Raw genomic sequence first — 14,228 nt, 5'->3', positions numbered from 1 at the left:
CCTCGGCAGAAGAATCGTGGCGCTGGCAGTACTGCGCCCAGAGCATGCCCGCGAGGTTACACCTCTATGACCATTTCATGCCATGACATCCCGCCGTGATCGGAGGCGGACGGCCGCACATAGCGATAGCCAAAGCGCTTGTACAGCTCGACATGGCGCTCTTTGCACATCAGGTGGATGGACTGCTTGCGCATGGCGCGCATGCGCCCGATGAATTCGCGCATCAACGGGGTGGACCAGCCCTGGCCCTGGAAGGCCGGGTCCAGCACCACCGACATGATGACGACATTCGGCGCGCCGGCGTCGTGGCCCACCAGTTCTTTGAAGGCTTCGTCAGACATCACGACCTGGTGCGCGCAGCCGCTGTTGATGAAGCCCGCCACCTGCCCGCCCAGTTCCATGACCAGGAACCCTTCGGGGTACTGGGCGATGCGGGTGGCGATTTTCTCGCGCGTTGCGGCCTCGTCGCCTTCGTAGGCGGCGATTTCGATCTGGTAGCAGCGATCGGTGTCCGCGGGGGTGGCTTGTCTGAAAACAGGGGAGAGCGGGTGCGTCATGCGCCTATTTTAATAATGAGGAAGCCGGCGCCCCTCTGCCGGCTCCGCAGGCGCCAGCCTCAATCGGGCCGGATATTGCCCTGGCGGATCACCGCCGCCCACTTCGCGTCTTCCTTCTTCAGATAATCCGCGAATTCGGCCTGCGTGGAGCCCACGGGCCTGGCGCCCACATCGTTGAAGCGCTTCTGCACGTCGCTGTCGTGCAGCGCGTCCACCAGGGCCTGGTGCAGCTTCGCCGCGATCGGCCCGGGCACGCCGGACGGCAGGAACACGCCGTTCCATTCGTACACTTCATACCCGGGTATGACGGTTTCGTTCACGGTCGGAACATCAGGCAGCTGCGGCGCGCGCTTGGGTGATGAGATGGCCAGCGCGCGCAGCTTCCCGGCATCCACCAGCGGCGACGACGCCGCGATGGTGCTGAACATGAAATCCACCTGGCCGCCCATCACGTCGGTGATCGCCGGGCCGCCGCTTTTGTAGGGCACGTGCACCATGTCCAGCTTCAGGTCCTGCCGGAACAGTTCGCTGGCCAGGCGCTGCACCGTGCCGCTGCCGCCCGACGCGAAATTCAGCTTGCCCGGGTGTGCCTTGGCTTCGGCGATCAGCCCCTGCAGGTTCTTGTAGGGCGAATCGGCCTTGACGATCAGGATGTTGGGCGCCAGCGATACCAGCGCCAGCGGCTGCAGCGCGCCGGCGGGAAAGGGCATCTTGGGAAACAGATGCGGGTTGATGGAATAGGGCGTGGCGTCGTAAAGCATGGTGTAGCCGTCGGGCGCGGCTTTGGCCACGTAGGCCGCGCCGATGGTGCCGCTGGCGCCGGGGCGGTTTTCCACCACGATGCTGGCGTCGAGCTTGTCGCCCATGTGCTGGGCCAGCACCCGGGCCAGGGCGTCCGCGGCTCCACCCGGTGCATAAGGCACCACCAGCGTGATGGCGCGCTCGGGATAGGCGGCCTGCGCCGCGCCCGCGGCGGATAGGGAAAGTGCCAGTGCCAGCGCGCCCGCGGAACGCGAGATGAATTGACGCCGATTGAGCCGAGAGTGGGGCATGTTGTCTCCTGTCGCTGTTGTCGTCTATCACCGGTCCAAGGTGATAGTGCTGGACGGGCACTCTACGGGCTTGTTCCTTCCTGTACAACAGGGTTTCGTACGGTGGAATATGTTCTGTTTGGCGCAACAAGCGGCGCGGCCAGGTGTCAATCGCGCCGATAAAGCCGCGCTTCCAATATGCGCTCGCCAGCCCAAAGTACAAGCATCAACAAAATCGTATTCATGACCTGAATAATGGCCGCAACGTTGCCGGAGATCAGTCCACGAACCAGAAGCTGAACCGAGCCCATTAAAACGGCATGCGCAACAACGCCGGCAAGGATTACGACGCCGAATCCCTTGTAAGACAGCTTGCCCGGGCCAAAAAGCGCGTAGGTGGCCCATAAGGTCAGGGGCAGGAACAGGACGGCCGCCGTAAAAAGGCCCGGGTTGTAGCCGCCAGCGATATACGCTCCGGCATGTGTCAGAAAATTGATGGCCATGACCGCGTATCCGGCCAGTCCGATCAGTGGATGCCGCCTGCTCAACATGGCTGCAATGGGCAAGCCAACCCAGACCAGGCTCAAGTTGACGGCAAGATAAAACTCATTGGAAGGCGCCTGGCCCATGCCTGCAAGCACGCGCATCATGCTGGCCGGGAATGCATAAGCGCGCCCCGACAAGTCGACGCCATATTCCTCGATGTTGTGGGCAAAGTAGCTAAAGGACGCCATCCATGCCAGCCACGTCCGGTCATGCCATCGTGACTGCGATGGGTCTGCCTGCAGCCTGGTCGAAAAAAAGAGTAGATATAGAAGAATCAGGCCGGCGATTGCGCCGACCCATGGCCAATCGGTACCGAAGGAAAAATCGCCCATGGCCGTCTCCCCGGGGTTGAATACAAGGCAGCCTCAGCGAACGGCAGTGTGGCCGCCGCGCGCTGATCAGGCCGCCTGGCCTTTTGCCGCCTCAAGGCTGGCGCCGGCCCGGGCGCCATCTGCGGCCTGGCCGTTTCCGGCTAGCCGCGCCCACGCGTCGTAGCCGCCCTGCAGCGCCCAGATGTCGGTGTAGCCCGCCGCGCGCAGGCGCGCGGCCAGGCGGGCGGCCGAGATTTCGTTGGGGCAGGCGCAATAGACCACGATCCCGGCGGGCTGTTCGGCCAGCGGCAGCTCGGCCAGCGGCGCGGCCAGGTCCACCGCGATGGCGCCGGGAATGCGCGGCAGGGCGGCGTCGGTGCCGGGCCGCACATCGAGCACGACCGGGGCGCGGCCCGCGGCCTGCCAGCGCAGCAGTTCTTCGGGCTGCAGGCGCGGAATGCGGCGCAGGCGGCGTACCAGCACCCAGCGCCGCAGGCCGCGCATCAGCACATACGCCAGCAGCAGGAAGGCCAGCAGCGCCAGGCCCGGCGGCCCGTACGTGGCCAGCAGCGCCAGCACGTCGCCCACCACGTCGCTGAACAGCGCGCCCAGCAGCAGCGCCGAGCCGGCCCAGATCAGCGAGCCGGCCAGGTCGTAGACCACGAAGCGCCGGTATGGCGTGCCGGTCAGCCCGGCCATGGCGGTGGACAGCGCGCCCGCGCCCGGCATGAATTTGCACACCAGCAGCGAGCGCACGCCCACGCGCAGGTACAGCTTCTGGGTCTGGCGGATGCAGGAATCCTGCGACAGCGAAACCTTGCACACCAGTTCCAGCAGCTGCCCGCCGTAGTGCCGGCCGGCCATGTACCAGGCGCTGTCGGCCAGCAGGCAGGCCAGCGACGCCAGCAGCCAGGCCGCCAGCCAGCCGCCGGCGCCGCCTGCCAGCGCGCCCGCGGCGATCAGCATCGGATAGGCGGGCACCGGCAGGCCGGCCTGTTCGACCAGCACATTCAGGAAAACGAGCCACCCGCCATAGAGCGCCAGCAGGGTCTGGATGTCATGCATGAGAAGAGGGTGTGTCGTGCGTGCGAAAACCGCATTCTAGGCCCGGCGGCGGCGTCTGCCGGACCGGGGCGCCCGGGCGGGCCGCGTGCCGGGTTGAATGTACTTTAGTTGTTTTAAAAATTAAGGGATAACCCGCATGATTTGGGTGTGTTAGGCATGGTTATATACCGTTTTGTATTTTCAATGTACTTATCCACATGAGAATTGCTCTACTCGGCTGCGGCGAGGTCGGCCATTGCTACGCTCAGGCCTGGCGCGCCGCCGGCTATGCCTTGCCCGCCATTTGCGAGCTGCGCCAGGATCCGGACATGCAGGCGCGGGCGCAGGCCCATGGCGCGGCGCTACACGCGGCCCCCGGCCCCTGGCTGGCCGAAGCCGATCTGGTGGTGTCGGCGGTGTACGGGCATGCCGCGCGGGCCGTGGCCGAGCAGGCCCTTCCGCATATGCGCGGCGATGCGTTGTATGCCGATTTCACGACCGCCAGCGCGGCCGACATGCGCGCCGCGGCAGCGGTGGCGGCCGGCCATGGCGTGCCGTTCGCCGATGTGGCCATCATGGGGGCCATTGCCCTGCTGGGCGCGCGCACCCCGCTGCTGTGCGCCGGCACCGCGGCGCCCGCCATCGTGGAATTCGCGCAGGGCTGCGGCATTCCCGCCCAGGCCATCGCCGGGCAGGCCGGCGACGCGGTGCAGCTCAAGCTGCTGCGCAGCATTCTTACCAAGGGCATGGAAAGCCTGGCGGTGGAATGCCTGGTGGCGGCCGAGCAGCTGGGCCTGCGCGAGGCGCTGTATGGCGTGCTGGGCGACATGGACCGCACGCCGTTGACGGCCTTCCTGGATTCTTTCGTGCGTTCGCATGTGCTGCATGCGCCGCGCCGCCTGGCCGAAGTGCGCGAGGCGCGCGAGCAGCTGGCGCTGGCGGGCCTGCAGCCGCTGGTGCTGGACGGCGTGGAACGCCTGTTCGCGCGCACGGCGCAAGGCATCGAGACGGCGCGCGCGGCGCGCGGCGGGGCGCCGCTCGATGTGCCCGACACGGTGCCGGCGCGGCTGGCCTGGCTGACGCCGCTGGCGCGGCAACACTAGATTTCCGCCGCGGCGCCGCGGCATTCCCACCCCCCTATGCGAGGAAGACAATGCAAGTCCTGAAAAGAATCATGGCCGCCGCGGTGCTGGTGTCGTGCTCGGCGGCCGCCGTGGCGGCCGGCCTGGACGGCGCGCCCGTCACGTTCATCTCGCCGTTCCCGCCGGGCGGAGGCACCGACACGCTGACCCGCATGATGGCCACCGCCATCGGCCAGGACACGGGCTGGAATATCGTGGTCGAGAACAAGCCCGGCGCCGGCGGCAACCTGGCGCTGGACGCCACCGCGCGGGCGCGCCCCGACGGGCATACGCTGGTCATGGCGCAGACCGACAACATCGTCCTCAACCCCTGGCTGTACAAGAAGCTGAGCTACGACACTTTCAAGGACTTCAAGCCGGTGGGGCTGGTGGCCTCTTCGCCCAGCGTGTTCGTGGTGCTGCCGGATTCGCCTTTCAAGACGGTGGACGACGTCGTGCAGGCGGCGAAGGCCAGGCCGGGGCAGGTGTCGCTGGGCATTCCCGGCATCGGCGGCAGCGGCGACCTGATCGGCCACCTGTGGCGCAAAGCCGCGGGCATGGAGCTGATGCACGTGCCATATCGCGGCTGGTCGCAAGCGTTTCCCGACCTGATGAGCGGCCGCATCGACATGTACACCGGTTCGGCGGCCTCGCTGCTGCCGCAGATCCGTGCCGGCAAGGTGCGCGCGCTGGCGGTGGTGGCCGACGAGCGCTCGCCCGCGCTGCCGGACGTGCCCACGTTCGTGGAAAGCGGCTTCAAGACGATCGACCAGACCATCTGGTGGGGCCTGATGGCGCCCGGCCAGACGCCGGACGATATCATTGCCACGCTGAATGCCGCGGTGAACCGCGCCCTGGGCCAGCCCGCGCTGGTGCAGAAGCTGCAGCAGGCCGGCTACAGCGTCATGAAGGGCACGCCGCAAGACCTGGACAAACGCCACCGCATCGACCACGATGTGTTCGGCAAAGTGGTGCAGGAAGCAGGCATCCCCAAGCAATAACCTTTTTATTTACTACTTCAGGAGCGCCGTCATGATCGGCTTCGAGATTCATACCCGCAAGCGCGCGGTCAGCGCTGAACTGGTCGAGCAGTTTCGCCGCATTCCGGTGGCCAATGTCAGCGACTGCATGTCGCGCATGGCGGCCGGCGGGGCGCGGCTGCGCCCCATGCACAACGGCGCGCTGATGGCCGGCCCCGCGCTGACGGTGCGCTGCCGCCCCGGCGACAACCTGATGGTGCACAAGGCATTGGACCTGGCCGCGCCCGGCGACGTGATCGTGGTGGATGCCGGCGGTGATCTCACCAACGCCATCATCGGCGAGATCATGACCTCGTACGCCGCTTCGCGCGGCATCGCCGGCATTGTCATCAACGGCGCCATCCGCGATTCCGGCACCATCGGCCGCAATGCCTTCCCGGTGTACGCCGCGGGCATCACGCACCGCGGCCCCTACAAAGACGGGCCGGGCGAGATCAACTGCACGGTGGCGCTGGACGGCATGGCCATCGCGCCGGGCGACCTGATCCTGGGCGACGAAGACGGGCTGCTGTGCGTGCCCTACGAGCAGGCCGAGGAACTGTACCGGCAGGCCGCGGCCAAGCATGCGGCCGAAGAGCAGACCCTGGCGCAGATCGCCGCGGGCAAGCTGGACACTTCGTGGGTGGATGCGCGCCTGCGCGCGCAGGGCTGCGCCGTCGACGCGGCCTGAACGCGGCCGGCCCGCCGCGGGCGCCTGGATGGTCAGGCGCCTGTCGCGGGTGCGGGCTTGCGCTGGTTGCGAAACAGCCGGTGCGTGGCCGACAGGTGGAAACGCATGGCGGTTTCGGCGAAGTCGGGGTCGCGCGCGCGCAGGGCGGCGATGATCTGCCGGTGCTGCTCGACGCTGCGCAGCATGTCGTCGCGGCTGTAGAAGTAGAACGAGCCGATGATGATCGGCATGTCGAGCAGGTTTTCCACCAGCGAGCGCACGCGCGCCGACTGCGCCGCCGCCAGCAGGGCATGGTGGAAGCGGTTGTTGCAGTGCTGGACTTGCGCGACGTGCCCGGCGTCGTCGGAATGCACCGCGCGCAGCATGTTTTCGTTGATTTGCTCGAGCTCGTCGATCTGGCCGGCGCTGGCGCGGCTGGCGGCGGCCCGCGCGGCGTAGGGTTCGAGCAGCAGGCGCAGCTCGAAGGCCTCGTTGATGTCGCGGTCGAGCCAGCCCATGACCACCGCGCCGCGCCGCCCCTCGCGCGCCACCAGGCCGTCTTCGACCAGGCGCTCGATGGCGCTGCGCACCGGCGTGCGGCTGACGGCCAGTTCGGTGGCGATGTGTTCTTCGCGCAGCCGCTGGCCGGGCAAGAAGGCGCCCGACATCAGGCGCCGGCGCAGTTCCGCGTATACCAGGTCGCGCGCGCTAGCCATGGAGTGCCTTGATCCCGCGTTGTTCATTATCGATGTGGCGATTATGACGTGGGCGGGCCGTTGGCTCAATGCCCGTCATGGCCCCGCCAGCGCCCCGCACATGTCGACGAACTGCAACGCTGCGGGGGACAGGGAGTGGCCCTTGATTCTGATGATGGCGATGGTGCGCTTCATCGAAGGGCGGATGACCCGCGACATCCGCAGCGACGCGCGCTGTGGAATGGCCACGGCCGGCAAGATGCCGATTCCCAGGCCGGCTTCGATCATGGCGATGACGGTGTTCACATGGGTGAATTCATAGCTCAGGTCGAGCGCCAGCTTTTCATGCTGCGCGGCGTCGAGCAGGTGCTGGCGGAACTGCGACGCGCCCAGCGCCAGCAGGCGCGTTCTGGACAGCTCCCGCAGGGAAATGGCGCGCTTGTCCGAAAACGGGTGGCCGGCGGGAAATACGGCTACATAGTCGTCGTCGAACAGCGCTTGAGACTCGAACTCGCTTGCCGGGTCGGCTTGCAGGCCGACGCCGATGCCGAAGTCGACTTCGCGCTTGCGCACGGCGGCCAGCAGGCCGGGCTGGGCGACCTCGCGGACTTTCACCGTGATGCGGGGAAACTCATGCGCGAAGCGGGTCAGCAGGGCGGGCAGCCTGGTGCCCGCCACGGTGGGCACGCAGGCGAAAGACAGGTTGCCCTGGTGCAGGTCGGCAACGCGCTGGATGCGCTCGAACGCGACATCGAGCTCGGCCATGGCCTTGCGCGCGCTGATCATCAGCTGTTCGCCTTCCGGCGTAAGCCCGACTTTGCGCGTGGTGCGGTGGAACAGCGTGACACCCAGGCGTTCTTCGAGCTGCTTGATCTGCATGCTGACCGCCGGCAGCGACAAGTGCACCTGGGCGCTGGCCGCGCGGAAACTGGAATTCTCGGCGACGGCGAGGAAGGTCGACAGCAAGTTGAAATTCAGCCTCATTGTGCTTTTGAACAATCATCCGGATTATTCGGCACATGGCCGGCACGCGGCAATCCTAGCATTCCCCGCCAGCGAAGGAAAGAAACGCGAGACAGGGGCGATTCGCCGCTCAGGTGTCCAGCACCGCCACCGTCTCGCCTTCCTGGACGGTGTCCCCCTCGCGCACCAGGATCTCGGCGATGCGCCCCGAACCGGCGGCCAGCACGGGGATTTCCATCTTCATCGACTCGATCAGCATGACCACGTCGTCCGGGCCCACCGCCGCGCCGGGCGCGGCCTCGACTTTCCATACCGTGCCGGTGACTTCGGCCACCACGTTTGCGCGTCCCACGTCGGATTCTCCTTGATGCGTTGATGTCGGTTTGCCGGGCCTTCAGGGCTTGGCCAGTTTCAGGTCCAGCAGCAGGCTGCGCGTGGACGCGTATTCTTCGTCCAGCACTTTCTGCATTTCTTCATGCCTGGCGAAGCGGGGGCGCCACAGCTGGGTTTTCAGAAAGTCGTTCCATTCCTTGCTGGCGGCCACCTTGGCCAGGGCGGATTCCCAGTACTGCAATTGCGCCGGGCTCATGTTCGCGGGCCCCAGCACCCCCTGCACCGAGGTGGATACCGCGTCGATGCCCTGTTCTTTCCAGGTGGGCACGGCCGACAGCTGGCCCGGCAGGCGCTCGGCCGTGCTAACGGCCAGCAGGCGGATGGTGCCCGCCTTGTACTGCGCCAGCACATTGGGCGACGAGGCCGACACGACGTCCACATGCCCGCCCAGCAGGGCGGTAATGGATTCGCCCGACGACTTGTACGGCACGATGACCAGCTTGGTGATGTCCACGCCGGCCTTTTTCAGCGGCTTGGCGATGGCCAGGTGGATGTGGTTGCCCACCGAAGTGGCCACCGCGATAGACAGCGAATCGGGCTTCTTCTTCAGCTGGGCGACCAGGTCGTGCACATTCTTCAGCGGAGAATCGGCGCGCACCGCCACCAGCATGGATTCTTCCAGCAGCAGGGCGATGGGCGTCATTTCGGCGTATGACAGCGCATCGGGGTGCAGCACCCGGGCGCTGATCATGCCGGTTGAAAATGTGCCCACCCAGTGCGAATCGCCTTCGTGCGCGCGCAGGGTCTGCAGCCCCACCGCGCCGCTGCCGCCGGGCCTGTTGGTGATGACCAGGGTCTGGTCCAGTATCTTTTGCTGTTCCAGCAGGCGCTGCAGTTCGCGCGCGGCGGTGTCCAGCGCCGCGCCCGGGCCGGCCGGCACTACGAATTCGACGCTGTGCTGCGGCTGCCATGTCTGCGCGTGCGCGGGCCATCCGAAAGTTGCCGCCACGAATGCCACCCAGACCATCAAGCTGCGTAGTGAAGCTTCCATCGTCGTGTCTCCTTGCGGATGTGAACTAGCGGGCCTTCAGCACTTCCCAGGCGTCTTCCACCCAGTCGCACAGAATGTCGCGCGTTTCGCGCGGATCGATCACATCCAGCATGCCGAATTTCTCGGCGGTGCGGAACGGCGATGCGATGCGGTGGTAATAGGCTTCCAGCCGCGCCTGTTCGGCCGCGGGGTCGTCGGCGGCCGCGATATCGTTGCGATGCGCCGCCGCCACTCCGCCTTCGATGGGAATCGACCCCCAGCGCGCCGAGGGCCAGGCAAAGCGGTGATTGAGCTGCGGAAAGTGCTTGGGCGCATGCAGGCCGCCGGCCATGCCGAAGGCGCGCCGCATGATGATGGATACCCAGGGCACGGTGGATTTTTCGATAGTGGTCAGCACCCGCACGGCGCCCAGCAGCGTGCCGCTGAGTTCGGCCTCGGGGCCGGTGGCGTTGCCGGGCTGGTCGACCAGGTGCACCACGGGCAGGTTGAAGGTTTGGCACAGCTTGACGTGCCGCTCGATCTTCCAGGCCGAGGTGGTGGTCATCGCGCCGCCCGAGACGCGCGGGTCGCTGCACAGCACGCCCACCGGATAGCCATGCAGGCGCGCCAGCGCGGTGATGGTCGAGCCGCCCTGGTAGCGGCCGATTTCGAACACGCTGTCGCGGTCGAACACCGATGCCAGGATCTTGCGCGGATCGTAGACCTTGCGGCGGTCTTTGGGGATGGCATCTTTCAGCCAGTCGTCGGCGCGGCCGGGCGGATCGTCGGCGGCGGCGCGGTCGGCCATCAGGCCGGCATGGCGCGGCAGGTACGACAGGAAGCGCCGCGCCTGCGCGAAGGCGTCTTCTTCGCTGGCGGCTTCGTTGTGCACCAGCGCGCTGCGGCGGTGCACCTGGTAGCCGCCCAGCGCGTTCTTGTCGATGTCGATGCCGTAGGCCTGCTTCACCACCGGCGGCCCGGCCGCGAATACCTGGGCCTGGTCGCGCACCATGACCGAGAAATGCGACATCAGCACCTTGATGGCGCCCAGCCCGGCGCAGGCGCCCAGCGCCACGCCCACGACGGGCACTTCGTCCAGCAGCGGCACCACCGGCCAGGTGGGATAGCCGGGAATCTTGCTGCTGCCTTGCTGCTCCAGCAGCTTGACGCTGCCGCCGGCGGTATCCACCAACCTTACCAGCGGCATTTTCAGGTCGAGCGCCATGCGCTCGGCGTAGATCCACTTGTCGGAAATGGTGGCTTCCGACGAGCCCGCGCGCAGCGTGTAGTCATCGGCCGAGATCATCGCCTTGCGGCCTTCGATGCGGCCGGAGCCGATGATGGCGTTGACGGGCGACAGGGACTGGAAGAAGCCGTCGGCATCGTAGCGGCCCTTGCCGGCGATGCGCCCCAGCTCGCGGAACGATCCGGCGTCGCACAGCAGCGCAAGGCGCTCGCGCGCGTTCAGGCGGCCGCGCGCCTTGTGCTTGGCCAGCGCTTCCGGCCCGCCCATGGCGGCGGCCTGTTCGCGCCGCCGGGCCAGCTCTTGCCGTTCTGCTTCCCAATCCTGGGCGGCGGGGGTGCCGCGCGAGTCTTCCATGCCTGGTCTCCGTCGGTGCCTGCCTGGACAGCGTGTGCGCTACGGGCGGGTCTTGATGAGTTGTTGCGCCTGCAGCGCCTGGATGTCTTCGAGGGGCATGCCCAGCTCTTGCAGCACGGCCCGGGTGTCGGCGCCCAGGTCGGGGCCGCTGTGGCGGATATGGCCCGGCGTGCGCGACAGCCTGGGCACCACGCCGGCCTGGGTGGTGTGGCCCAGCGTGGCGTGCGGCACGCGCACCAGCATGCCGCGTTCGGCATAGTGCGGGTCGTTGTAGATGTCGGCGATGGTGTACAGGCGCGAGGCCGGGATCGACTCGGCGATCAGCAACTGTTCGAGCGGCTCGGCGTCGTGCTGGCGCGTCCAGTCGCTGATGATGGCGTCCAGCGCCGCCATGTTCTGACGCTCGCCGCGCGCGCGGATGGTGGCAAAGCGCGGGTCGGCAAGCAGTTCGGGCTGCCCCATGACCTGCGCCAGCCGGCTGAAGATGATGTTGCTGTTGGCGGCGATCAGCACCCAGGCGCCGTCGGCGCTGGGGTACAGGCTGTTGGGCGCCATGGTGGGCAGGTTGGGGCCCACGCGCTTGGGCACGAAGCCCAGTTTCTCGAAGGCCGGGACGTAGGGTTCCATCTGGCTGAACGAGGTTTCGTACAGGGCCGCGTCCACGACCTGGCCCAGCCCGGTGCGGCCGCGTTCATGGATGGCCATCATGGCGCCGAACGCCGCGTACACGGCCGTCAGGTAGTCGGTGGTGGCCAGCGCCACGCGCGCGGGGGGACGGTCGGGGTCGCCGGTCATGTGGCGCACGCCGCCGAAGGCTTCGCAGATGGCGCCGTAGCCCGGCCGGCTGGCATAGGGGCCATCCTGGCCATAGCCGCTGATGCGCACCATGACCAGTCCGGGGTTGCTGGCCGACAGGGTGTCGTAGCCCAGGCCCAGGCGTTCCATGACCCCGGGGCGGTTGTTTTCGACCAGGATGTCGGCCCGGTCGATCAGCGCGCGCGTGATGGCGCGGCCCTGGTCGGATTTCAGGTCCAGCGACACCGAGCGCTTGCCGCGCAGGATGGTGGCCGCGTACAGCGATACATCGTCGACGTGCTTGCCCATCTGGCGCACGCCGTCGCCTTCCAGCGGCTCGACCTTGGTGACTTCGGCGCCGAAGTCGGCCAGCAGCCGGGCGCAGGCCGGGCCGGCAATAGTGGAGCAGATTTCCACCACTTTGAGGCCGGCCAGCGGGCCGGGCGAGGGCGCATTCATGCCCGTCTCCGCATGGGTTGCTGGGCGCTGTCGGACAGGCGGCGCACCACCGCCGCGCCGGATTCTTCGACCCGCTGCCGCGAGATGGCGATGTAGGTTTTGGTGTCGCCGCGCTCGAGCGCATCGAGCCCCTTGCGCCACAGCACGGCCGAGGCCTGCCGCCGCTGGATGGGGGCCAGGCTGATGTAGGAATAGCGCAGCGTCTGCAGCGACAGCGCGGTCAGCATCTGGGTCAGGCGCGGGTTGCTGCAGTTGCGCACCGACAGGATGGACAGGCGATACGAGGTTTCCGCGTAGCGGCCCTGGTCGTCTTCCAGGCGTGCCAGGGCCTCCAGCTTTTCTATGCCGGCGCGCAGGGTGGCCAGGTATTCGGCAGTGTGGCGGGCGGCGATCTTGCGCGCCACGATTTCCAGCAGGCCGACCCGGATTTCGAAGATGTCGCGCACTTCGTCCACGCTGAGATCGGTGACCACGGCGCCGCGGCGCGGATAGATGGTGGCCAGGCCCTCGCGTTCCAGGATGCGGATCGCGTCGCGCACCGGCCCGCGGCTGACTTCGAAAGAATCGGCCAGGCGCTGTTCATTCAGGGCCTGGCCGGGCAGCAGCTTGCCCTTGATGATGGCGTCGCCCACCTGGGCCGCGATCTGTTCGGGCACCGTCAGGGTGGGGGACTGCTGGCGGCCTTCGAACAGGCGGAAGGCGACGGCGTTTTCCAGGTCGGTAAGAAGTTGGCTGGGCTTGGGCACGGGGATGGACGCAGGATGTTTTCGCCCATCTTAGACCACAATAAGATTGTTAACAATACTACGATCGATACGGCCCTGCCCCGGCCGTGCGCGGCCGGGGCAGGGCCCTGCTTATTCAGAAGGGCGCGTGGCCGTCAGCCCCGTGGGAGGGCCGTCGATGGCCGTCCAGCCGCCATCGACGGCCAGCGAGGTGCCGGTGACGTAGCTGGCCGCATCCGAAGCCAGGAAGGCCACGGCAGCCCCCACTTCGGAGGCCTGGCCCCAGCGGTTGAACACGGTGTGGGATGCGTAGGTATCGTAAATATCACGGCGCTCTTTCAGCGGCGCCGTCAGGCGGGTTTCGATCACGCCCGGCATCACCGCATTGACGCGCACGCCATAGGCGCCGGCCTCGGCGGCAAAGCCCTTGATCATCTGGGCGATGCCGGCCTTGGTGGCGGCGTAGATGCCCAGGCCGGGTTCGATGGTGACGGCGCGCATCGACGAGCACAGCACCAGGCTGCCGCTGCCCTGTTTCATCATGGGCGCGCCGAAAGCGCGCAGGAAACGGAAGGCGCCTTTCAGGTTCAGGTTGGCAACCTGGTCGAATTCATCTTCTGTGTAATCGACGATCAGTTTGCGGATATTCAGCGCGGGCGTGCTGACGGCGATATCGACGCGGCCGTGCCCGGCCAGCGTGTGCGAGGCCAGCGCGCTGATGTCGGCGCCGCTGGCGCCGTCGGTGGCCAGCCATTCGGCCGAGCCCTCCTGGGCGATCTGCCCGGCGGTGGCCTGGGCGGCTGCCGCGTCGCGGTCGGCGCACACCACGTGGGCGCCCAGCGCGCCCAGGGCCTGGGCGGACGCTTGTCCGATGCCGGATCCGGCGCCCAGCACCACGGCGATTTTTCCGGTCAGGTCGAAAAGTTGGCGGTAGTTCTGCATGATCGGTAGTGGCGATAGTGAAAGCGCGGCACGGGCGCGGCCCATGCCCGGCGCCTCAGGGGTTGGGGGTGAAGAAGGGCACGTCGGTCATCAGCTGATTGCGCTGCGCCAGCAGGTAGCCGGCCTCGCTGCTGCGGGCCAGGTACTGGGTCCATTCCGGGTCGGCCTGCAAAGAGGCGCGCCTGGCCGCGCGGTCGGCGGCGTTCTGGTAGACCCAGATGTGGACATAGCTGTTGACGTCGCCGGTTTCGGTCTGCATGTAGGCCAGCGGCTGGCCCAGGTGGCGGCGCTGCACCTCGTAGCCGTGCTCGGCGTACAACGCCAGGTGCTTTTTGATTTTGCCGGGATGGCAAGTGTAGGTTCTAAGATCGTAAAGCATGGAAGTTC

Annotated in this window: 16 protein-coding genes; 3 read left to right on the top strand and 13 right to left on the bottom strand. The window is 67.2% G+C overall.

Features of this window, described 5'->3' with window-relative positions; genetic code table 11:
- Nucleotides 1-56 precede the first annotated feature (56 nt).
- The 4 genes from J2P76_RS17265 to J2P76_RS17250 form a co-directional block, all read right to left on the bottom strand.
- Nucleotides 57-557 (bottom strand): GNAT family N-acetyltransferase, encoded by a 501-nt coding sequence (locus tag J2P76_RS17265; RefSeq protein ID WP_207408901.1) that lies wholly within the window; start codon nucleotides 555-557, stop codon nucleotides 57-59.
- 59 nt (nucleotides 558-616) lie between these two features.
- Complete coding sequence (locus J2P76_RS17260; RefSeq protein WP_207408900.1) at nucleotides 617-1,609, bottom strand: Bug family tripartite tricarboxylate transporter substrate binding protein; 993 nt, start codon at nucleotides 1,607-1,609, stop codon at nucleotides 617-619.
- A gap of 146 nt (nucleotides 1,610-1,755) precedes the next feature.
- Nucleotides 1,756-2,466 (bottom strand): HXXEE domain-containing protein, encoded by a 711-nt coding sequence (locus J2P76_RS17255; protein WP_207408899.1) that lies wholly within the window; start codon nucleotides 2,464-2,466, stop codon nucleotides 1,756-1,758.
- 66 nt (nucleotides 2,467-2,532) lie between these two features.
- Complete coding sequence (locus J2P76_RS17250; protein ID WP_207408898.1) at nucleotides 2,533-3,510, bottom strand: VTT domain-containing protein; 978 nt, start codon at nucleotides 3,508-3,510, stop codon at nucleotides 2,533-2,535.
- A 197-nt stretch (nucleotides 3,511-3,707) separates the two neighbouring features.
- Here J2P76_RS17250 and J2P76_RS17245 point away from each other — a divergent pair, with 197 nt between their 5' ends.
- From J2P76_RS17245 to J2P76_RS17235, 3 genes are read left to right on the top strand one after another with little or no spacing between them, the layout of a single operon-like run.
- The gene (locus J2P76_RS17245) at nucleotides 3,708-4,592 is read left to right on the top strand and encodes an NAD(P)-dependent oxidoreductase (protein WP_207408897.1); all 885 of its coding nucleotides are present in this window, start codon (nucleotides 3,708-3,710) and stop codon (nucleotides 4,590-4,592) included.
- A 50-nt stretch (nucleotides 4,593-4,642) separates the two neighbouring features.
- Complete coding sequence (locus tag J2P76_RS17240) at nucleotides 4,643-5,611, top strand: Bug family tripartite tricarboxylate transporter substrate binding protein (protein ID WP_207408896.1); 969 nt, start codon at nucleotides 4,643-4,645, stop codon at nucleotides 5,609-5,611.
- 31 nt (nucleotides 5,612-5,642) lie between these two features.
- Nucleotides 5,643-6,320 (top strand): RraA family protein, encoded by a 678-nt coding sequence (locus J2P76_RS17235; protein WP_207408895.1) that lies wholly within the window; start codon nucleotides 5,643-5,645, stop codon nucleotides 6,318-6,320.
- A 32-nt stretch (nucleotides 6,321-6,352) separates the two neighbouring features.
- Here J2P76_RS17235 and J2P76_RS17230 read toward each other — a convergent pair whose 3' ends face one another.
- The 9 genes from J2P76_RS17230 to J2P76_RS17190 form a co-directional block, all read right to left on the bottom strand.
- On the bottom strand, nucleotides 6,353-7,015 hold the full coding sequence (locus tag J2P76_RS17230; RefSeq protein WP_207408894.1) for a GntR family transcriptional regulator: 663 nt from the start codon (nucleotides 7,013-7,015) through the stop codon (nucleotides 6,353-6,355).
- Nucleotides 7,016-7,090: 75 nt separating this feature from the next.
- Entirely contained in the window at nucleotides 7,091-7,978 is an 888-nt protein-coding gene (locus tag J2P76_RS17225; protein WP_207408893.1) for a LysR family transcriptional regulator, read from the bottom strand.
- Nucleotides 7,979-8,087: 109 nt separating this feature from the next.
- Nucleotides 8,088-8,309 (bottom strand): biotin/lipoyl-binding carrier protein, encoded by a 222-nt coding sequence (locus J2P76_RS23760; RefSeq protein WP_347565328.1) that lies wholly within the window; start codon nucleotides 8,307-8,309, stop codon nucleotides 8,088-8,090.
- A 42-nt stretch (nucleotides 8,310-8,351) separates the two neighbouring features.
- Nucleotides 8,352-9,341, bottom strand: coding sequence for a Bug family tripartite tricarboxylate transporter substrate binding protein (locus J2P76_RS17215; protein WP_207408892.1), 990 nt, complete (start codon nucleotides 9,339-9,341; stop codon nucleotides 8,352-8,354).
- Between the two features lie 25 nt (nucleotides 9,342-9,366).
- A complete protein-coding gene (locus J2P76_RS17210) occupies nucleotides 9,367-10,920 on the bottom strand; it encodes an acyl-CoA carboxylase subunit beta (protein WP_207408891.1) in 1,554 nt (517 codons plus the stop codon).
- Between the two features lie 39 nt (nucleotides 10,921-10,959).
- Nucleotides 10,960-12,174, bottom strand: coding sequence for a CaiB/BaiF CoA transferase family protein (locus J2P76_RS17205; RefSeq protein WP_207408890.1), 1,215 nt, complete (start codon nucleotides 12,172-12,174; stop codon nucleotides 10,960-10,962).
- On the bottom strand, nucleotides 12,171-12,920 hold the full coding sequence (locus tag J2P76_RS17200) for a GntR family transcriptional regulator (RefSeq protein ID WP_207408889.1): 750 nt from the start codon (nucleotides 12,918-12,920) through the stop codon (nucleotides 12,171-12,173). Before J2P76_RS17200 ends, J2P76_RS17205 begins: the two co-directional genes overlap by 4 nt.
- A gap of 111 nt (nucleotides 12,921-13,031) precedes the next feature.
- Nucleotides 13,032-13,886 carry an SDR family NAD(P)-dependent oxidoreductase gene (locus J2P76_RS17195; protein WP_242697397.1) on the bottom strand — a complete coding sequence of 285 codons (855 nt, stop codon included), beginning with the start codon at nucleotides 13,884-13,886 and terminating at the stop codon, nucleotides 13,032-13,034.
- A 10-nt stretch (nucleotides 13,887-13,896) separates the two neighbouring features.
- A complete protein-coding gene (locus J2P76_RS17190) occupies nucleotides 13,897-14,220 on the bottom strand; it encodes an NIPSNAP family protein (protein WP_207408888.1) in 324 nt (107 codons plus the stop codon).
- Nucleotides 14,221-14,228 lie beyond the last annotated feature (8 nt).

The organism is Bordetella petrii, from assembly GCF_017356245.1.
Classification (GTDB): domain Bacteria; phylum Pseudomonadota; class Gammaproteobacteria; order Burkholderiales; family Burkholderiaceae_B; genus Bordetella_A; species Bordetella_A petrii_D.
This window is presented reverse-complemented; position numbering and strand designations above follow the sequence as displayed.